The organism is Nannocystis bainbridge (genome assembly GCF_028368995.1).
GTDB classification, from domain to species: Bacteria; Myxococcota_A; Polyangia; order Nannocystales; family Nannocystaceae; genus Nannocystis; species Nannocystis bainbridge.
On sequence record NZ_JAQNDL010000001.1, the window covers coordinates 1,933,354 to 1,951,582 of the forward strand.

An 18,229-nucleotide genomic window follows, 5' to 3' on the forward strand; every position below is an offset into this window, starting at 1 on the left:
GCGGACGGCGCCGCAGGCGAGGCAGCGGGCTCGAGCGTCGCTGCCGTCGAAGACAGCCTGTCCCGAGGGTCATGTCGGCAAGCGCCGCGCGGCGGTCTGCTGTGCTTCGCGTCGCATGAAATCTCGGGTCCGCCGGGCACATTCATCGCCACGGAGGAGCGATGCGGCCGGGTCGGGGAGTGACGAGCGTCGCGGCGCTGGGCGTGGGCCTGCTGATCGGTGGTTCGGCCGGCGCGGCGCCGCTGCTGCGGGCCCAGATCGTCCAGCGCGGCGATTTCGTGCTGGTCGGCAACACGCTGGCCCACGACTGCTCGCCGGCGACCCCGGCCCCGCTGGTCGGCAAGGTGGGCAATTGCGGGGCGGAGCTCGGCGACGGGGCCGCGGACGTGCTGTGGCGCGCCGACTCGCCGGTGGCCGGGGCCGCGGCCGCGAGCGTGGCGATCGAGGCCGACGACGCGCGCAGCTCGGCGGTGCTGCTGCTGCCGCCCGGAGCCCGGCCGACGCACGCGTTCCTCTACTGGGCCGCGCAGCTGGCGATCGCCGGCGCCGACTCGACCGTGGTGCTCGAGCGGCCCGGCTTCCTCGACGTCGAGCTGTCGGCCGACGCCTGCTACGTCAGCGCCGACGGCAGCTACGTGTGCTCGGTCGACGTCGGCGAGCTGGTGATCGAGCACGGGCCGGGGCTGTTCCGCGTCGGCGGCGTCGAGGTGCGGCCCTTCCAGCACCTGCTCGACGAGGAGATCTTCGCGGCGTGGTGGCTGGTGGTCGTGTACGAGCGGCCGTTCGACCCACTGCGCAGCATCGGCGTCTACGAGGGCCTCGACGCGGTGCTGCCGCTGCAGCCGTGCGAGACCGCGTTCGCCGGCTTCGTCGTGCCCAAGGTCGGCGTCGGCGGCACGCTGGCGGTGGCCGGCCTCGCCGGCGATCACGGGGACGTCGGCGACCAGCTGCTGCTCGCCGACGTGCCGCTGGGCGACGCGCTCAACCCGATCGACGATTTCTTCAACGGCACGCGCGGGGCGTTCGGCTTCGCCCTGTCGGTCGTCGGCGACCTGCCGCGGCTGTCCGGGCTGCCCGCCAGCGGCTCGGGCCTCGACCTCGACATCGTCGACATCACCGCGCGCCTCGACCCGCTGCAGACTTCGCTGCCGATGACGGTGACGACCGCGGGCGACGCGATCCTGCTGGCGACCACCGTCGTCTCGATCACCACCGCCGCGCCCAACCTCGAGATCGTCGAGACGGTCGAGGACCTGAGCGGCGGCGCGTTCGTCCCCGGCGACGTCGCCCAGTACACGATCGAGGTGACCAATGTCGGCAACGACGACGCCGTCGAGGTCGTGCTCACCGACACTCTGCCGGCCGCCGTCACCTTCGTGCCGGGCACGCTCGAGGTCGTCGGCGGCCCCGGGTTTCTGTCGGACGTCGCGCTCGACGACGAGGGCGAGGCGATCGAGGACGAGCTGGTGGTCCGCCTCGGCGTCGGCGCCGACGAGGAGGTCGGCGGCAGCCTGGCGATCGACGCTTCGACGCTGGTCCGGTTTCAGGTCGTGATCGACGACGAGGCCGAGGGCATCGTCAGCCACCAGGCGACGGTCACGGCGGCGGGCCTGCTGGGCGCGTCGGCCGACGAATTCCTGTCCGAGGCGCCGCTCGAGTTCCTGGTCGAGGAGTGCGACGAGGTCGCGCCCTGCCCGTTCGACACCCCGCTGTGCGACCTCGGGCCGGTGCCGAACGTGTGTGTCGAGTGCCTGGACGACCTCGACTGCGGCCCGCTCGAGGTGTGTGACCCGCTGACGAGCGCCTGCGCGTGCGAGGCCGCCGGCCCCGAGCTGTGCGACGGCCTCGACAACGACTGCAACGAGCTCGTCGACGACGGCTTCGACCTCGGCGCCTCGTGCTCCACCGGCCTCGGCGAGTGCCTCGTCGAGGGCGCGCTGGTGTGCGACGGCCTCGGCGGGGTCGCCTGCGACGCGGTCGCCGGCCCGCCCGCCGACGAGCTGTGCGACGGCCTCGACAACGACTGCGACGGAGAGATCGACGGCGCTTGCACGAAGTGCCTGGCCGACGCCGAGTGCGGCGGGCTGCTGTCGGGCCGCGTGTGCTACCTCGGTGTGTGCGTCGACGGCTGCCGCGCGGTCGGCAACTTCTGTCCGCTGGGCCTCGAGTGCTCGTCGGACGACGCCTCGCCCGGCGAGTGCCTGGACCCCGAGGCGGGCGAGGACGAGGCCCCTCCGGTCGACGAACTCGAGGACCTCGCCGACGACGAGAAGGTCAGCGACCTGCTCGGCTGCGACTGCGACGGCCGCCCGGGCGACCGCGACGGCCCGCTGCTGCTGGCCCTGGCCGCGCTGGCCGGCTCGCGCCGCCGGCGCAGGCGGTGAAATTCACCTGGTCTTCGGGGCATGTTCGAAGCGACATGCCCCGCGGGACCCTGCCTGTGGGACATGCTCCTTCGAGCATGTCCCGCCGGCCACCTCACATGCGGATGACCTCGCCGCGGTGGTAGCTGAGCTTGCGGCCGCTGGGGTCGAACACCATCACGCAGTCGTCGGCGCCGACGCTGGCGGCGCGGTGGGGCCCGAGCTCGAACAGCAGGAACGAGCGCTGGTTGAGGCCGACGCACGCGTGGTGGCGGAAGCGACGCGCGAGGTAGGCCAGGTTGTCCGGGTCGTCGGTCTGGATCCGCTCGGTGCAGTGGGGGAACAGCTGGATGTCGCGGACCAGCGCCAGGCCGCGGTCGTACAGCTGGAAATCGCGCCGCTTGGTCGCAAAGTCGTCGTAGATGATGACCCGCTCGCACAGCACCATCGCCCCGGCCGACATCGCCACCAGCTGGGTCCCGCGGCGCAGCGCCTCGGCCAGCACGTTGCGCAGGCGGAAGAACCGCAGCGCGTCGAGCAGCAGGTCGAGGTGGCCGCCGAACAGGATGATGCTGTTGGCCGAGAGGATCCGCCGCTCGAGCCGCTCCTGCGCGGCGCGCCAGGCCGGGTCGTACTGCAGGCCCACGGCGTCGAACGTGCGCTGCTCGATCTGGTCGAGCAGGTTCACCAGGTGGTCGTCGTTGGCCTCGAGCGTGTCGAGCGCGTGCCGCAGCTCGCGCGACAGGGTGTAGCGCAGCAGCCGGCCGCCGGTGCCGTAGTGGCCCTGGTCGCCGGCCAGGCGGGCGACGGTGATCGTCGGGTCCTCGCGCTTGGCGACCGCGAGGGTGCGGCGGAACAGCTGGATCAGGTGGGCGTTGTGCTCGAGGTAAAAGGCGCGGGCCATCTCGGCGATCCGGCGCTCCTCGTGCCACGCGGCCAGCAGCCGCGGGGACGTGCGCGCCAGGCCGCGGACCTCGTGCAGCAGCGACAGGTTGACCAGACTGGTGTCGTAGCCGTGCTCGAACCGCGACGGCAGGCCGATCGCGTTGAGCGACCGCTTGACGTGGCCCTCGTCGTGCTCGCCGTCGCCCCAGGCGGCCGTGACGAGCACGACCCGCCGCGAGCGGGCGACCTCCGGATCCTCGTGCCGCGACGACAGCAGCAGCGGCGCCGCCGTCTGCACCAGGGCGTCGACGGTCTCGGCGTTGCCGTTGAAAAGAACCGCACCTCGCATGGACCGCGATGGTAACGCAATCACGCCGCCCCGCGGGGCGGGTCCGCCCTGGGCGCCTCCCGGACCCGAGTTCGGGGACCGCGCCGCGCTCACGGCAGCGCGCCGTCGGCGATCCACTGCTGGATCGCCGCGACGTCGCCCGGCTGCAGCTCGTCGTTCGGCGGCATGCGCTTGCCCTCGCCGCCGACCTCGTCCTGGCTGCCGGCGATCTTGTGCCACAGGTAGCTGTCCGCGGTTGCGCCTGGCGCGACCAGGTCCATCCCCTTCACGTCGTCCGACGGCCGGCCGACGATGCTGGCCCAGGCCCGCCCGATCCCCAGATCCGGGTCGGGCTTGCCGTCGCCGTGACACGTGCAGTAGTCGGCGAAGATCGGCTGGATGTCGGCCTCGAAGCTCAGCGGCGCCGGCTCCTCCGGCTCGGTGGTCGCGCCGGTCGTCGTCGTCGTGCTGGCGTCGCTGGTGCCGGTGGTGGTCTCGGGCTCGGCGGGTCCGCTGGCGCTGCTCGTCGGCGGCTCCGCGGGCTCGCCGGTGGTCGTCGTCGAGCCGCCGCCCGTCGTCGGCTCGCCGGTGCTCGTGCTCGCCGGGCTCGTCGTCGTGCTCGTGGTGCCCGCACCCACGCCCACGCCCGCGCTGTCGAACACGCAGCCGCCGAGCAGCAGCGCCGCGGAGCAGGTGAAGCGCAGGCGAAGCATCACCGCCAACGTATCGCCGCTCGCCGCCCGCGCCAGCGCGCGCCTTCACGGGTGTGATGGTTCGCCGTTCACCCGGGCGCGGCCGCGCCGACGGTCCCGCGCGCGCCGGGTCGCGTCACCGGACCGCGGGCCGCCCCGCGATTGCGAAGACATGTCCTTCGGGACATTTTATCCATTCACGGCGGTGATTCACGACATGCCCCGAAGGACATGTCTTCAGAGACATCAGCGCAGCACGCCCGGCTCGAACTGCACCCGCCACGGCACCACGGCGATCTCGCCCGAGATGGTCGGCGGGTACAGGGTCGCCGCGGCGATGTCGGCCACGCAGGCGCCGACCTCGGGCGCCTCGCGGATGTTCTCGAGGATCGCCACCGCGCGGGCCCGGCCGTCGCCGGAGATCGCTATCTCGAGCGCCACGCGCCCTTGCAGCGTCAGCTGGCGGGCCAGCGCGCGGCGGTAGCAGTCGCCGAGCTCGAGGCGGCGCTCGGCCATCGTCAGGACCACGTTGGCCTGGTCGAGCGGGTCGACCCCGATGAACAGCGGCTCGCGCTTGGTCGGGCACAGCACCGGCTCGGCGCCGCAGCCCCGGCGCATGAATTCGCCGGCGTCCGGCTCGCCCAGGCCCGCCGCCGCCGAGATGCACGAAGGGGCATGTCCCCCGAGACAGGCCGAGACGTACAGCGAGGTCGCGGCCGTCGGGTCGCGCTGAAGCCCCTCGCCGCGCTCGAACGCCCGCGCCAGCGCGGCGCAGCCGAACGGGTTGGCCAGGTCGCAGGCCCGGCGGGCGTAGGCGGCCGCCAGCGGCAGCTCGCCGAGCTCGCGGTACTGCACCGCCATCTCGACGCACGCCGGCCCGTCGCCGCGGTCGCAGCGGTCGGCCAGCACGTCGTAGGCGCTGGCGGGCAGCGGCGGCGGCGAAGTCTCGGGCTCCAGCGGCACGTGGCAGCCCGGCAGCGACAGGACCGTCGCCACCAGCGCCCCGAGCCGAAGGCACCGGCCCTTCATGCGCCCAGCATGCCACGCCTCGCGCGCCTCGGCGATGCCGGCCAGCGACATCCCGCCCGCGCGACCCGCGGGGTTCGTCGCCGATGGCCGGCCCGCGCCCCGGCGGACGCGCAGACTCGCCCCCGACCCGGCGAACGGCGTCTCCGAGGCCCCTACGCCGGCCGGCCACGGCACGCCCCCGCCGCAGCTCGCGCGGTCCGTCGCCCCGGCCCACCCCGGCCCGCCCGCAGACTGCTGTCCGCAGCGCCGCCACGGCGCCAGATCTTGCTCGCCCCGGCTCTGCTCCCGGCGAGCCGCCGCCGCCCCGGGAGCGTGCTCGCCCCGGGCTCTGCCCCCCACAGTCGGCCACGAGCGCGCGCCCGTGAGACCCGGCCTCGCGCCAGCAGGCTCCGCTTCCTCTTTTGGAGCGACCCGCAATTTTTCCCCCCGCGGCGGCGACTCCGGGCATGCGCGGCCCGATCGAGCGGGCCGCGTATTCTCGCCCGGGAGGACTCCTCATGAGACGTTGGTACGAGCGCAACAGCTGGATCGCCGCCGCACTCTGTGTCGCGGCGGGACTCTCGTTCGGAGCGGCCCTCCGCACCCGCGACGCGCGGGCCTACTCCCTCGATTGCGAAGACAACGAGTATGGCGAGTTGCACGAGGTCCGTCGCGTCGCCGGCGACGGCGATCCCTCGGCGCAGGTGTGGTCAGGCCACGCGGTCCTCCGGCTCGCGGAGCGCACGTTCACCACGGTCGACGACGCCGGCAACGAGGTGCTCTTCCTCCATATCAGCCGGGACAGCGAACCATGACGCTGCAACGATTTCGCAACACTGTGCTGTTCGTCGCCGCCACGGCCCTCGGCGCCGCCTCGCCCGGTCTCGGCTGCAACGAGCCCTGCCCCGAGGAGCTCCCCGAGGGCATGTATCGCGTCGAGGGCGACGTCGCCGGCTGGCGCGCGGGCAGCGGGCAGATCGAAGTGACCGAGACGCGAATGCACGTCGCCTATGTCACGACCGACGGCTCCGCGTGGGAGGTCGAGTACATCCGCGTCCCCGACCCTTACTGATCTCAGCCCCGCGGTCGCGCCCGCTGGCATCCTCGGTCCCTCGCGGGATGCCAGCCGGGCTCGTCCGTGTCACTTCGGCGCCAGCTTCGCCTTCGGATACAGCACGATCTCGATGCGGCGGTTCTTCGCCTTCGACTTGCTGCTCGGGCGGTACTGACCGAACGCGACCGCGGCCAGCCGCGACGGATCGATCTTCGTCTCGTCCTGAAGATAGTGGACGACGGTCAGCGCGCGCGCGGCCGACAGCTCCCAGTTGGTGACGAACGGCAGCACCGCGTCGTTGGGGGCCGGCGGCTCCTCGCCCTTCGCGGCCTTCGGGTCGGCCTTGGCGGTCTTGTCGGCCTTGTCGCCCTTCTTGGCCTTGGCCTCTTCGCCCTTCTTCGGCTTGCGAATCACGATCGGCGAGTCGTCGGTGTGCCCCTGAACCCACACTTGCTTGTCCTCGATGTCCTTCAGGGCCGCGCCGACCTGCGCCAGCACCTCGCGGCCGTTGTCGGTGAGGTCGGCCTCGCCGACCGGGAACAGGATCTTGTCGATCAGCTCGACGCGGACCATCCCGTCCTCGGTGGTGACGTCGCCGAACTTGCCGACCACCTCGGTCAGCTTCTTCTGCAGCGCCTCGGCCTCGTCGGCCTTGACCTTGAGCTCGGTCTCCGACTTGCGCAGGACCTCGCCTTCGGCCTTCTGCGCGTCGAGCTCGCGCTTGGCCGCGGCCAGCTCTTCCTCGAGCTGCTGCACCCGCGGGTTCGCGCCGGGCTCGGCCTCGCGTGAAGCTGCGGAGCCGGACCCGCCCGGTTGCTGCGCGCCGCAGGCAGAGCCTGCGATGAATGCCGCGACGGCGACGACTGCACGGAGATGCTTGTTCGGCATGGCGAAAGCGTAGCGGACTCGCGGCCGGCGCGGGAGCCCGCGATCGTCGATCGGCTCCGCGGGCCACGGTCGGGGTCGCTGGCCCGCACGCGAGCTCGCGGGGCCTGCGCCGAATGTGACACTATGGTCATTGTAGCGGACGGGCCGCGCCCGCGTTTGCCGCCCTCGGGTCGCGATGTCCGCCGACCGGTCGGCTCGGACACGGCGTTGCGCGGCCGCTCCGGTGACGTCGATCACGGCTATCATTCAGCGATCGGGCGATCACCGGCGATCGGGAATTACCCGCAGCGTTCGTCGCGCAATGTGCGGACTCCCCGCGAAGGGGCGGAGATACACACAGCATAATCCCGAGGATCAGCGCGGAGTTCTCCCGCGTGGGGGCCTAGGGCCGCACGAAGAACATCGTTGGGGGCGCCGTTGCACCGTCCTCACGGACGGATCACGACTATCGGGCGTGATCGGCGTGACTACGAGCGGACGTGACGACGAAAAAATAACTGGGCCTGAACGGGGCCGATCGTGCATTCTCAGTACCACTTCGGGGCGCGAATGGCGCCTCCGAGTGAGCGCATTCGTACGCGCGGACGAATGCGCGTCCGTCCACCATTCCATTGGTCATTACCCGCAATACAGAGAGAACGTCATGAAGAACGACAAGAAGAGCAAGAAGCAGCTGAAGGACCTGTTCATCGAGGACCTCGGCCAGGTCACCGGCGGCAAGGGCCCGATCTACACCACGCTCGCCCTCGGCGAGGAGGGCCCGGAGCCCACCACGCTCGCCATCGGCGAGGAGGACCCGCCGATGACCACCCTCGCCATCGGCGAGGAGGGCGGCGGCCCGACCACCAAGGCGCTGGGCGAGGAATAGCCCGTCTGCGAGCGCCGGGGGCGGCTCGTCTGCCCCCGGCGCTCGCCGCTTCGTCCGCGTCGCTCGCCCCTGCAACCTCGTACTCTCCAGGCGTTTTTCCATGTCCGATTCTCCGATCGTCATCGTCGGCTCGCTCCAAGATCCGCACGCGGCCGCCGTCTTCGAGGGAGTGCGCGCCCGCGGCTGCGAGCCGGTGGTGCTCGACGCCCAGCAGTTCCCGGAGGACCTGCCGATCGCGCTCGGCGAGGCGCCCGAGGACATCGTGATCGCGGGCCGCCGCGTCGGTCGCCCCGCGGCCGTGTACGTGCGCAGCCTCTACCAGAGCCCCGCGGCCTACGGCGTCGACGCCGACGAGGCCATGAAGGAGGACTGGCGGCGCACGACCCTGGCGTTCCGCGAGCGCTCGACCCTGCTGTCGGCGATCCTGCTGCGCTGGGAGGCGCTGGGCGCCGCGTTCTACAACCCGACGGGCACCGCCCACAACATCACCAAGCCGTACCAGATCGCGCTGCTGCAGGCCGCCGGCCTGCCGGTGCCGGCCACGCTGTGGACCAACGATCCCGCGGCGGTGCGGCGGTTCTGCGACCTCCACGGCGACGTCGTCTACAAGCCGGTCGCCGGCGGCGCCGCGACCCGCAAGGTCGAGGCCAAGGACCTCGTCGACGAGCGCCTGGACAAGCTCCAGGCCGCGCCGGTGTGCTTCCAGGAGCTGCTGCCGGGCGACGACGTGCGCGTCTACGTGATCGACGGCGCCGTCGTGTGCGCCCTGCGGATCGTCACCGACGCGATCGATTTCCGCCAGAACGAGCAGCGCATCGAGCCGATCGCGCTCGACGACGCCGTCGCCCGCGAGTGCGTGCGCGCGGCCGAGATCATCGGCCTGCGCTACACCGGCATGGACATCAAGGCCGACCGCCACGGCCGCTCCAGGATCCTCGAGCTGAACCCCTCGGCGATGTTCCTCGGCTTCGAGGCCCGCGCCGGCGTCGACATCCGCGGCCCGCTGTGCGACGCTCTGCTCGCGCATCGGGGCCGACGCGGCGCCTGAGGGACACCGTGAGCGAGCCCAGAAACCACGAGGCGGACCAGGCCGCGCGGCGCGTCGTGTTTCGCGACGCCGCCCTCGCGGCCCACCGCGGCGCCTCGCGGCCCGGGCACCCGCTGCACATCGTCCCCACCTGGACGCGCTGGGCCGTCACCGTGACCCTCTTGCTGGTCGGCGCCGGCCTGGTGTTCGCCGCCACCGTGCGCGTCGGCGAGTACGCCGAGGGCCGCGCGGTGGTCCGCCGCGAGGGTCGGCTCGTCGTCACCACCTCCGCCTCCGGCACCGTGCAGAGCATCCCCGTGCGCCTCGGCCAGCGCGTCGAGGCCGGCGAGGTGCTGGTGCGCCTCGACGACGCCTCGCAGCGGGCCGAGCTCGCGCGCGTCGAGCGAGAGTACGAGCAGCGCCTGGTCGAGCTGCTGCGGGCCCCCGCCGACGACACCCGGCGCGAGCGCCTGGCCGCGCTCGACGGCCAATTGCAGCTCGCGCGCGCGCGGGCGGCCGAGCGCTCGGTGGTCGCGCCGGAGCCCGGCGTGGTGTCCGACGTGCGCGTGCGCCCGGGCCAGGCGCTGGCGCCCGGCGACGCCGTCGTCGCGGTCGAGCAGGACGCCGCCCAGACCGTCGTCGTCGGCCTGTTCCCCGGCCACTACCGGCCGCTGCTCGGCGCCGCCGACACCCGCCTGTCGCTCGCGCTCGAGGGCTTCCCCGACAGCCGCCAGGACGTCGTCGTGCGCACGGTCGCCGACGAGGTCGTCGGTCCGGCCGAGGCCATGCGCTACCTCGGCCGCGACCGCGAGGGCGCGCTCGACCTCAGCGGCCCGGTGGTGGTCGTCGTCACCGTCTTGCCGGCCGACACCTTCGTCGCCGACGGCACCGAGTACCGCGTCTACGACGGCATGCAGGGCACGCTCGAGGCCAAGGTGCGCTCGGCGACGCTGCTGGAGACCCTGGTCCCGGCGCTGCAACAACTCTGAGATCGGCCGCCCGTCATGACCTCGCCCGAGCCCGACCGCGCGCTGTCTCGCCGCTTCCCGGCGCTCAGCCGGCTGGGCGCCTCCGGGCCGCGCGGCCAGCTCGAGCACGTGCAGCAGATGACCGCCGCCGACTGCGGCGCCGCCTGCCTGGCGATGGTGCTGCGCTACCACGGCCGCCACGTCGGCATCGACGAGCTGAGCGCCGCCATGGGCGCCGACCACAACGGCGTCAGCGCGCTGGGCATCCTCCGCGCCGCTCGCAGCTACGGCCTGCGCGGCCGCGGCGTCCAGGTCGACGACCTCGACGACCTCGGCCTGGTCCCGCGCGGCGCCGTCCTCCACTGGGAGTTCAACCACTTCGTCGTCTTCGATCGCCTCGACCGCCGCGGCGTCCACATCCTCGACCCGGCCCACGGTCGCCGCCGCGTCTCGCCCGCCGAGTTCGACCAGTCCTTCACCGGCGTCGCCCTGCTGCTCGAGCCCGGCGAGGCCTTCTCGCCCGAGGCCCGCAAGCGCCCGCTCGTGCGCCGCTACCTCGCGCGGATCCTCGCTCACCCGGCGCTGTGGACCCGCGCGCTGATGATGTCCGTCCTGGTCCAGCTACTGGCGCTGGCGCTGCCGCTGATGACCACCTTGCTGGTCGACCGCATCATCCCGCGCGGCGACCTCGACCTGTTGCAGGTGCTCGCCTTCGGCCTGGTGATGACGGTGATCTTCACCTTCATCAGCGCGTGGGTGCGGGCCAACCTGCTGGTCCAGCTGCGCACCTTGCTCGACGCCGACATGACGATCGGCTTCCTCGACCACCTCGTCGACCTGCCGTTCGCCTTCTTCCAGCGGCGCTCGACCGGCGACCTCATGCTGCGCCTCGGCAGCAACGCCGTGGTCCGCGAGATCCTCACCTCCGGCGCGCTCTCGGCCGTGCTCGACGGCACCCTCGTCAGCCTCTACCTCGTGCTCATCTTCTGGGCCAGCCCGCTGATGGGCGGCGTCGTCGTCGCGCTCGCGGTCGTGCAGCTGTCGCTCTACTGGGCCACGCGGCGGATCCAGCGCGAGCTGATGAGCGAGAGCCTGGCCGCCCAGGCCAAGACCTCGAGCTACGAGGTCGAGCTGCTCGGCGGCATCGAGACCCTCAAGAGCATGGGCGCCGAGTTCCGCGCCGTCGATCGCTGGTCCAACCTGTTCGTCGACGCCCTCAACGTCTCGCTGCGCCGCGGCCGGCTCGACGCCCTCGTCGGCGCCCTGCTGGCCAGCTTCGGCATGGCCGCGCCGCTCATCATCCTCGGCACCGGCGCCACCCTCGTGCTGAGCGGGGAGCTCAGCCTCGGCGCCATGCTCGGCCTGTCGGCGCTCGGCGCTGGCTTCCTCGGCCCGCTCTCGGCCCTGGTCGCCGTCACCCTCAAGTTCCAATTGCTCGGCAGCTACCTCGAGCGCATCGAGGACGTCATGCAGTCCGAGCCCGAGCAGGACCCCGGCAAGGTCAAGCGCGCGCCGCGGCTGACCGGGCGGATCCAGACCGAGGCGATCTCGTTCCGCTACTCCGACAGCGTCCCGCCGGCCGTCGTCGAGGTCTCGGTCGACATCGCCCCCGGTCAGTTCGTCGCCGTCGTCGGCGCCTCCGGGGCCGGCAAGTCGACCCTCGCCAAGCTGCTGGTCGGTCTCTACCGCCCGCAGCAGGGCCGCGTGCTCTACGACGGCCTCGACCTCGCCGGCCTCGACCTCCGCAGCGTGCGCGAGCAGCTCGGCGTCGTCACCCAGCGCGGCGAATTGTTCGGCGTGTCGATCCGCGACAACATCGCCTTCGGCCGCCCCGACATGACCCTCGACGAGGTCGTCGAAGCCGCCCGCGGCGCCGCGATCCACGACGCCATCGCCGCCCTGCCGATGGGCTACGAGACGATCCTCGCCGACGGCGGCGCCTCGCTGTCGGGCGGCCAGCGCCAGCGGCTCGCCCTCGCCCGCGCCCTCGCCGGCAAGCCCGCGATCCTGCTGCTCGACGAGGCCACCAGCAACCTCGACACGATCAGCGAGGCGGCGATCCAGCGCTCGCTCGCGGCCCTGGACTGCACCCGGATCGTCATCGCCCACCGCCTCAGCACCGTGATCGCCGCCGATGTCATCCTGGTGATGGACCAGGCCCGCCTGGTCGACGCCGGCCGCCACGGCGACCTGCTCGAGCGCTGCCCGCCGTACCGCCGGCTCTACGAGAGGGAGGCGCCGTGACGCTCCCGTACAAAATGGATGCTCGTTCGGACATGTCCCTCTCGACATGCCCCGAGAGACATCTCGACACCTCGACCGGCGCGGGCTTGCGAACCCGGCAGCGTCATGCCGCGCTGCCCGACCGGCCACAGCCGCCGCGCTCGCCCGCCCGCCGGCGATTCGTCGCCACGGCACGACATGTCCTCGCGGACATGTCCTTCGTGCCATGCCTGCTCGCCGCCCTGCTCGCCGCCTGCAGCGAGCCCGCGCCCGCACGGGTCGACGCCGCCCCGGCCGAGCACCGCCCCGCGTCCACCACCGCGCCCGCCCTCGCCCCCGCGCCGATGGTCGGCGTGCTGGTGCCCGAGGCCGAGGTCGTGCTGGTCTCGTCCGGCTTCTCGCGGCTGGAGCGGCTCGACCTCGAGGTCGGCGACCACGTCGACCAGGGGGAGGTCGTCGCCGAGATGGACGTGCGCGGCGATCGCAGCGAGCTCGCGGCCGCGACCGCCGCGTGGAAGGCCTCGAGCGCCGAGCTCGAGCGGCTCGAGCTCGAGCTCGATCGGGCCCGGGTCACCCGCGCCGACGTCGAGCAGCTCGAGGACTACGTCTCGCGCGCCGAGCTCCGCGAGCAGCGCTACGCCGAGAAGCTCGCGGCCGCCCGCAAGCGCGGGGCCGGGGCCTCGATGTCGCAGCAGCGCAGCAAGATGGAGGAGGCCACCGCGCGGATCGCCGAGGCCGAGCTGCGGGCCCCGTTCGCCGGCGTCATCGCCAGCCGCCACGTCGACGCCGGCGCCACCTTGACCGCTGGCGAGCCGGTCGTGCGCCTGATCTCCGACGCCCGCGTGCTCCGCTTCGCCGTCCCCGAGGCCCGCAGCCAGGCCCTGCGCCTCGGCGCCCCCGTCAGCGTGCGCTTCGCCGGCGGCCCCGAGGTCGCCGCCGAGGTGATCACGATCGCCCCCGAGATCGAGGTCGGCACCCGGCTGATCTTCGCCGAGGCGCGCCTCGCCGGCGACCAGGCCGCGGCCCTGCGCGTCGGCACCGTCGCCGAGGTCCGCTTCGCCGGCGACTGAACGCATGCCTCTCGGGACATGCCCCAAAGAACATGTCTTCAAATTTATGTTCACTCAAACGCGAACGATCCGCCGGTCGCCCGTTCGCCGCTGAGCCCTCGTGCCGCCGCGCCATCCGCGATAAGGTCGTGGCGTGGGCCTCTTCGACCTCTTCAAGCGCAAGGCCGCGGCCGACCAACCGCCGCGCCGACCAGCCCTGCCCGCCCGCCCTCGCGCGACCAGGCCGACTGGCAACGCCGGCTGCTGGAACACGCCCATCAGTGCCACGCCGCCCGACCGATCCCCGCGCGCGAGGTCATGGACCCGGCACTCTGTGGGGCCCGCGCCACGGGCTGCAGGTCGAGAACCTGTGGAGCTGGGACGGATCGCAGCTCGACCTCGTCGAGGAGGCGATCGCCCACCAGCGCTACTGACCGACCTCGTCCAATGATTTTCTCGCGTTCGTCGCGCGCCGAGAAACCTCCCGCCCGCCGCGCGCATCCGAGACACATCCATGCTTCGCCCCCTCCTGTGTTCGCGCCGACGTCTGGGCGCCGCGCTCGGCCTGGCGGGCCTGCTCGCCCTGCCGACGAGCGCCTGCAAGCCCGCCACGCCCTCCACCGCCCCCGCGTCGGCCCCCGAGCCCGAGGCCGCCGTGGCCCTCACCACCGTCCTCTTCACGCGCCACGGCGAGAAGGCCACCGACGATCCGCGCGATCCGGGCCTGAGCCCCGCCGGTGAGGCGCGCGCGCAGGCGCTGGCCGCCCTGCTCGTGCGCGCCGGCGTCACCCACCTGTTCGCCAGCGAATACCGGCGCACCCAGGCGACCCTGCGCCCGCTCGCCGACGCCACCGGCGTGCAGATCGCCGTCCTGCCCGCCGGCGCCCCGCAGGAGCTCGTCGCGGCCCTGCGCGCGCTCCCGGCCGGGGCGGTGGCGGTCGTCGCCGGCCACTCCAACACCGTGCCCGGCCTCGTCGAGGCGCTCGGCGGCCAGGTGCGCGACACCGTCGAATCTGGCGGCCAGCCGAACCTCCCCGACGACGCCTACGATCGCCTGTTCGTCGTCACCCTGCCGGGCGCGCGCGGCCAGGTCCACACGCTCGAGCTGCGCTACCGCCCGTGAGCCGCGCCGGCGCGGTCACGCCTCGAACAGGTCCGCGTCCGGATCTCGCTCGCCCCGGATCGCCGCCGCCACGATCTCGCTGGCGATCGCCGAGTACGTGATGCCATTGCCGCCGAACCCCATCACCGCCCACGCGTGCGGCAGCCCGGGCACCGCCGCGATGCGCGGCAGCCCGGTGGCGCTGGTCCCGAACGCGCCGGCCCAGCGGTGTTCGACCTTCAGCGTCAATGCCGGCAGCAGCTCGCCCAGCGCCGCCACCACCTGCGCGCATTTGCGGCGCAGCCGCTCCGGGTCGGCGTGGGCCGTCGGCCCGTCCTCGTCTTCGCCGCCGGCCACCACCCGGCCGTCGGGCGTGGTCCTCACATACAGGTACGGCGACGACGCCTCCCACACCAGCGTGCGCTTCAGCCACTCCGGGCAGCGCGTGCGCGGCCGCGACGCCAGCGCCCAGGTCGACACCACCTTCGCCCCGTCGGTCGGCACGCACTTCGGGAATTCATAGCCGCAGCAGAACACCACCGCCCGGGCGCGCACCGCCGGCCCCGCCGTCGTCGTCAGCGTCACCCCCTCCGGATCGCCGAAAGCCTCCGCCACCTCGACCGGCGATCGATCGCCCGGCGCAGCAGCCCTGCCGTCAATCGCCCCGGGTCGGCGCAAGCTGACCCTTCGGACAGGATCGCCCCCGTGCGCGGCACCGCGAACCGCTCGCGCAGCTCCTCCGCCGCCACGAACCGGCTGGGCAGCCCCAGCTCGGCCCGCGCCGCCGCCTCCTCCTCCAGCGCCCGCGCTCCGTACAGGTCACCGGCCACGTACAGCGTCGCCCGCGGCTGCAGCCCGCAGCGGATCCGATCCTCGGCCACGATCTCGCGCAGCGCCGCCACCCCCGCGTACGAGCGCGCATAGGCCCGCCGCGCCCGCGCCGGACCGACGCGCCGTCCCAGGTCGACCAGCGAGCGATCGATCTCCCACTGGATCAGCGCCGTCGAAGCGATCGTCGAGCCCATCAGCGGCGCCCGGCGGTCGAGCACCGCCACCGTGTGATCGCGGGCCAGCTCGCGGGCCATCAGCGCCCCGCTGACGCCCGCGCCGACCACCGCCACATCGACCGCGATCGCCTCCGTCAGCGGCCGCACCGGCACCCCGAGGCCCGGGCTGAGGGTCCACAACGAGCGGCCGGTACGGAGATTTCGCTCGCGGGTGAGACGGGCCATGCGCGCGGACGGGCAAGCTAACACAGTTCTGTCCGGCCCACCGGGCCCGCGCCGCGGCCGAGTCCGGTGCATCGATTCAGGACACGCGTCGCGCCTCGGTCTCGGCCCGCGATCGCGACCGCCGCGACAGCACTGCTCGCTCCGCCGAGATCTCTCCTGCGTCCCCACGACGGGCCCCGTGGCAGGCAGCGAGCACGCGTCCAATCACGTCAGGGCGCGCGTGCGCACGAGCGAGCCAAACCGGCGACCAGCCTCTGGCGGAGCGGCGTCATCCACCTGCCATTGCCCGCGCGCCCGCCCCCGCAAACTCGTGCCATTGCCCCGCAGATTGCCACGACTCGCCGGTCGTACGAAATCGCGCCACCACTCATTATGCCTTCTTCACAGGCAGACTGGCGCACCGGCCATTCACGCTAGGACAAGTGCGTGTATCTCCGCCAGACTCTGCAGTTTGCCCACCCTGGCATCAACCCTACAGCTACCTCTACAAAGCTTCTCCCTGCAAATTTGCATCATCTTTGACGCCCTGTCGTCCGTGGCGCCCCGACCCGGCGTATGCCAACCTCCCGCTATCCGGTCATGCCTGAGGTGTTATCCACCGGTTCATTGTTGTTGCGGGGACTGTTCACCGTCCGCAGCGAGGATCACGACGTGGTCCGGCGGGCGCGGTCGTTCATAACCCTCTGTATCACCTTCGCCGCGATCACCGTATTGCTGGCGATCCCGATCGGCCTCGCCGATCCGGCCGGCGACCTGCCGATGAGCTTCGTCGTGCTCGCCTCGGTGATATGCAACTATAGCCTCGGTATCATGTTCGCGCGGCGCGGCTGGGTCGACCTCGCCGGCATATTCGTCAGCGCCAACCTCAGCCTCAGCGTCGCCGCCGCGATCCTGTTCCGCTTCCACGGGCTCAACGACGGCATCTGGTTTATGGCGCTCGGCGTGATCATCTCGGGCCTCGCCCTGCGCCCGCGGTTCATCTGGTGGATGCTCGCGCTCAACCTGGCGCTCACCACCCTCATGCTGGTGTACCTCCCGCCCAGCAGCCACGGCCCCTATTACAACTTCGGCAAGCTGATGATCCTCGACGCCTTGCTGGTGACGACGGCGACCGCCGCCTTCATCGACGCCACCCGCAGCCGCGACCTGTTCCGCCGGCAGAACCGCGCCGTCGAGGACCTCAAGGTCGCCCGCGAGCGCGCCGACCTGGCCAACAACACCAAGAGCATCTTCCTCGCCAACATGTCGCACGAGCTGCGCACCCCGCTCAACGCGATCATCGGCTTCTCCGAGATGCTCGAGGAGGACACCGACGATCCGGGCGTGCGCGCCGACCTGACCAAGATCCACGGCGCCGGCAGTCACCTGCTCGCCATCATCAGCGACATCCTCGACCTCTCCAAGGTCGAGGTCGGCAAGTTCGAGGTCCGGGCCGACTGGTTCGACCTCAGCGAGTTCGTGGCGCGCCTGCAGAGCCTCGCCGCGCCGCTCGCGGGCGTACACCGCAACCGGCTCGTCGTCTCGGGCGACGCCTCCGGGGCCGTGTTCACCGACGAGGTCCGCCTGCGCCAGGCCCTGCTCAACCTGCTCAGCAACGCCTGCAAGTTCACCGAGGGCGGCACCATCGAGCTGTCGATCCACAAGGTCTACGGCCGCGGCGAGACGAGCATCGAGTTCAAGGTCGTCGACACCGGCATCGGCATCGCCGCCGACGACCTCGAGCGGATCTACATGCCGTTCGTGCAGGTCGACGACAAGTCCACGCGGCGCCAGGGCGGCACCGGCCTCGGGCTCGCGCTCACGCGCGAGATCGTCCAGCTGCTCGGCGGCTGCATCAACGTCACCAGCCGCCTCGGCGTCGGCACCACCTTCACGATCGCCGTCCCGCGCCGCTGGACCGCCGAGCCCGCGCCGGCCCGCGTCCCCACGCTGCCGCCCCGCCGCGCCGTGGCCGCCCCGCTGACCGCCCTGCGCTCCCTCTCGCATTGAACCGCGCGCGCCGGCCCGCGCGCGGTTTCTCGCGCCGTTCGTAGCCGCGGTCACCCGCTCGCGCGCACGCCCATGCTTCGCCGCCGATCCGCGCAACGCTTGGTGGCCGGAGGAGACATGGGACATCACCATCACAAGCGCGGCGAGAATTGCCATCACGGCTGGTGGGCGACCTCGGACGCGGCCGGCCATCATCACCACAAGCGCGGCCACGACTGCGGCCACGGCGTGTGGGCCACCGACTCGGTGAACGGCCACCACCATCACAAGCGCGGCGGTGATTGCGTCGAGCACCACCGCTGGGCCACCGGCGAAGACGTCGCCGACGGCCGCTTGCTGACCGACGAAGAGTTCTCCGACGACCCGGGCGTCGCCTGCGATCTCTCGACCACCGACCGCCGCCCGTACGCCGAGATCGAGGCCGAGCTGGCGACCGAGCCCGCCGCCGAGCTCGAGCCCGAGCTCGAGGCCGAGCTGGTCGCCGAGCTCACCGCCGAGTTCGCGCCCGAGCTCGCTGTCCCCGCCCCGCCGCCTGGCCCGCGCTGACGCGCCG

General features: G+C 72.5%; 18 protein-coding genes. 12 read left to right on the plus strand and 6 right to left on the minus strand.

The genetic code is table 11. From position 1 onward, the window contains the following. Window positions 1-179 precede the first annotated feature (179 nt). Window positions 180-2,384, plus strand: a complete 2,205-nt coding sequence (locus tag POL25_RS44170) for a DUF11 domain-containing protein (RefSeq protein ID WP_272085222.1) — start codon at window positions 180-182, stop codon at window positions 2,382-2,384. A 94-nt stretch (window positions 2,385-2,478) separates the two neighbouring features. On the opposite strand, the gene POL25_RS07505 is transcribed toward POL25_RS44170, so the two are convergent. The 3 genes from POL25_RS07505 to POL25_RS07515 all read right to left on the minus strand — a co-directional run bounded on the left by POL25_RS07505 (window position 2,479) and on the right by POL25_RS07515 (window position 5,297). After that, a complete protein-coding gene (locus POL25_RS07505) occupies window positions 2,479-3,597 on the minus strand; it encodes a Type 1 glutamine amidotransferase-like domain-containing protein (protein WP_272085223.1) in 1,119 nt (372 codons plus the stop codon). 89 nt (window positions 3,598-3,686) lie between these two features. Then, window positions 3,687-4,289 (minus strand): hypothetical protein, encoded by a 603-nt coding sequence (locus tag POL25_RS07510; protein WP_272085224.1) that lies wholly within the window; start codon window positions 4,287-4,289, stop codon window positions 3,687-3,689. A gap of 225 nt (window positions 4,290-4,514) precedes the next feature. Beyond that, entirely contained in the window at window positions 4,515-5,297 is a 783-nt protein-coding gene (locus tag POL25_RS07515; protein ID WP_272085225.1) for a hypothetical protein, read from the minus strand. A 497-nt stretch (window positions 5,298-5,794) separates the two neighbouring features. Here POL25_RS07515 and POL25_RS07520 point away from each other — a divergent pair, with 497 nt between their 5' ends. After that, a complete protein-coding gene (locus POL25_RS07520) occupies window positions 5,795-6,091 on the plus strand; it encodes a hypothetical protein (RefSeq protein WP_272085226.1) in 297 nt (98 codons plus the stop codon). Next, window positions 6,088-6,348, plus strand: coding sequence for a hypothetical protein (locus POL25_RS07525; RefSeq protein WP_272085227.1), 261 nt, complete (start codon window positions 6,088-6,090; stop codon window positions 6,346-6,348). Before POL25_RS07520 ends, POL25_RS07525 begins: the two co-directional genes overlap by 4 nt. Before the next feature lie 69 nt (window positions 6,349-6,417). Here POL25_RS07525 and POL25_RS07530 read toward each other — a convergent pair whose 3' ends face one another. Further along, complete coding sequence (locus POL25_RS07530) at window positions 6,418-7,218, minus strand: OmpA/MotB family protein (protein WP_272085228.1); 801 nt, start codon at window positions 7,216-7,218, stop codon at window positions 6,418-6,420. A 643-nt stretch (window positions 7,219-7,861) separates the two neighbouring features. Here POL25_RS07530 and POL25_RS07535 point away from each other — a divergent pair. From POL25_RS07535 to POL25_RS07565, 7 genes are all read left to right on the plus strand, one after another. Then, window positions 7,862-8,086, plus strand: a complete 225-nt coding sequence (locus POL25_RS07535; RefSeq protein ID WP_272085229.1) for a hypothetical protein — start codon at window positions 7,862-7,864, stop codon at window positions 8,084-8,086. Window positions 8,087-8,186: 100 nt separating this feature from the next. Beyond that, window positions 8,187-9,134: an ATP-grasp domain-containing protein gene (locus POL25_RS07540; protein ID WP_272085230.1), complete on the plus strand. Its 948-nt coding sequence runs from the start codon at window positions 8,187-8,189 to the stop codon at window positions 9,132-9,134. A gap of 8 nt (window positions 9,135-9,142) precedes the next feature. Beyond that, complete coding sequence (locus POL25_RS07545; protein WP_272085231.1) at window positions 9,143-10,102, plus strand: efflux RND transporter periplasmic adaptor subunit; 960 nt, start codon at window positions 9,143-9,145, stop codon at window positions 10,100-10,102. A 15-nt stretch (window positions 10,103-10,117) separates the two neighbouring features. Further along, window positions 10,118-12,325, plus strand: coding sequence for a peptidase domain-containing ABC transporter (locus POL25_RS07550; RefSeq protein WP_272085232.1), 2,208 nt, complete (start codon window positions 10,118-10,120; stop codon window positions 12,323-12,325). 191 nt (window positions 12,326-12,516) lie between these two features. Beyond that, window positions 12,517-13,374, plus strand: coding sequence for an efflux RND transporter periplasmic adaptor subunit (locus POL25_RS07555; protein ID WP_272085233.1), 858 nt, complete (start codon window positions 12,517-12,519; stop codon window positions 13,372-13,374). Window positions 13,375-13,634: 260 nt separating this feature from the next. Continuing rightward, a complete protein-coding gene (locus POL25_RS07560; RefSeq protein WP_272085234.1) occupies window positions 13,635-13,787 on the plus strand; it encodes a hypothetical protein in 153 nt (50 codons plus the stop codon). An 80-nt stretch (window positions 13,788-13,867) separates the two neighbouring features. Further along, on the plus strand, window positions 13,868-14,476 hold the full coding sequence (locus POL25_RS07565; protein WP_272085235.1) for a histidine phosphatase family protein: 609 nt from the start codon (window positions 13,868-13,870) through the stop codon (window positions 14,474-14,476). Window positions 14,477-14,491: 15 nt separating this feature from the next. On the opposite strand, the gene POL25_RS07570 is transcribed toward POL25_RS07565, so the two are convergent. Together POL25_RS07570 and POL25_RS07575 are read right to left on the minus strand one after the other, a co-directional pair. Next, window positions 14,492-15,070 carry an NAD(P)/FAD-dependent oxidoreductase gene (locus POL25_RS07570; RefSeq protein ID WP_272085236.1) on the minus strand — a complete coding sequence of 193 codons (579 nt, stop codon included), beginning with the start codon at window positions 15,068-15,070 and terminating at the stop codon, window positions 14,492-14,494. Next, window positions 15,037-15,687: an FAD-dependent oxidoreductase gene (locus POL25_RS07575; RefSeq protein ID WP_272085237.1), complete on the minus strand. Its 651-nt coding sequence runs from the start codon at window positions 15,685-15,687 to the stop codon at window positions 15,037-15,039. The genes POL25_RS07570 and POL25_RS07575 overlap by 34 nt, the downstream gene beginning before the upstream one ends. A gap of 579 nt (window positions 15,688-16,266) precedes the next feature. Between POL25_RS07575 and POL25_RS07580 the strand changes: the two genes are divergently transcribed. Together POL25_RS07580 and POL25_RS07585 are read left to right on the plus strand one after the other, a co-directional pair. Beyond that, window positions 16,267-17,676 carry a sensor histidine kinase gene (locus POL25_RS07580; protein WP_272085238.1) on the plus strand — a complete coding sequence of 470 codons (1,410 nt, stop codon included), beginning with the start codon at window positions 16,267-16,269 and terminating at the stop codon, window positions 17,674-17,676. A gap of 117 nt (window positions 17,677-17,793) precedes the next feature. After that, a complete protein-coding gene (locus POL25_RS07585) occupies window positions 17,794-18,222 on the plus strand; it encodes a hypothetical protein (protein WP_272085239.1) in 429 nt (142 codons plus the stop codon). The last annotated feature ends 7 nt before the right edge of the window (window positions 18,223-18,229 follow it).

What these genes read in the sequence shown, in the direction of transcription:
- POL25_RS07550 (WP_272085232.1), top strand. Translation starts at nt 10,118, where the DNA reads ATGACCTCGCCCGAGCCCGACCGCGCGCTGTCTCGCCGCTTCCCGGCG.
- POL25_RS07510 (WP_272085224.1), bottom strand. Translation starts at nt 4,289, where the DNA reads ATGCTTCGCCTGCGCTTCACCTGCTCCGCGGCGCTGCTGCTCGGCGGC.
- POL25_RS07520 (WP_272085226.1), top strand. Translation starts at nt 5,795, where the DNA reads ATGAGACGTTGGTACGAGCGCAACAGCTGGATCGCCGCCGCACTCTGT.
- POL25_RS07535 (WP_272085229.1), top strand. Translation starts at nt 7,862, where the DNA reads ATGAAGAACGACAAGAAGAGCAAGAAGCAGCTGAAGGACCTGTTCATC.
- POL25_RS07530 (WP_272085228.1), bottom strand. Translation starts at nt 7,218, where the DNA reads ATGCCGAACAAGCATCTCCGTGCAGTCGTCGCCGTCGCGGCATTCATC.
- POL25_RS07580 (WP_272085238.1), top strand. Translation starts at nt 16,267, where the DNA reads ATGCCTGAGGTGTTATCCACCGGTTCATTGTTGTTGCGGGGACTGTTC.
- POL25_RS07525 (WP_272085227.1), top strand. Translation starts at nt 6,088, where the DNA reads ATGACGCTGCAACGATTTCGCAACACTGTGCTGTTCGTCGCCGCCACG.
- POL25_RS07515 (WP_272085225.1), bottom strand. Translation starts at nt 5,297, where the DNA reads ATGAAGGGCCGGTGCCTTCGGCTCGGGGCGCTGGTGGCGACGGTCCTG.
- POL25_RS07555 (WP_272085233.1), top strand. Translation starts at nt 12,517, where the DNA reads ATGTCCTTCGTGCCATGCCTGCTCGCCGCCCTGCTCGCCGCCTGCAGC.
- POL25_RS07540 (WP_272085230.1), top strand. Translation starts at nt 8,187, where the DNA reads ATGTCCGATTCTCCGATCGTCATCGTCGGCTCGCTCCAAGATCCGCAC.
- POL25_RS07505 (WP_272085223.1), bottom strand. Translation starts at nt 3,597, where the DNA reads ATGCGAGGTGCGGTTCTTTTCAACGGCAACGCCGAGACCGTCGACGCC.
- POL25_RS07565 (WP_272085235.1), top strand. Translation starts at nt 13,868, where the DNA reads ATGCTTCGCCCCCTCCTGTGTTCGCGCCGACGTCTGGGCGCCGCGCTC.
- POL25_RS07585 (WP_272085239.1), top strand. Translation starts at nt 17,794, where the DNA reads ATGGGACATCACCATCACAAGCGCGGCGAGAATTGCCATCACGGCTGG.
- POL25_RS07575 (WP_272085237.1), bottom strand. Translation starts at nt 15,687, where the DNA reads ATGGCCCGTCTCACCCGCGAGCGAAATCTCCGTACCGGCCGCTCGTTG.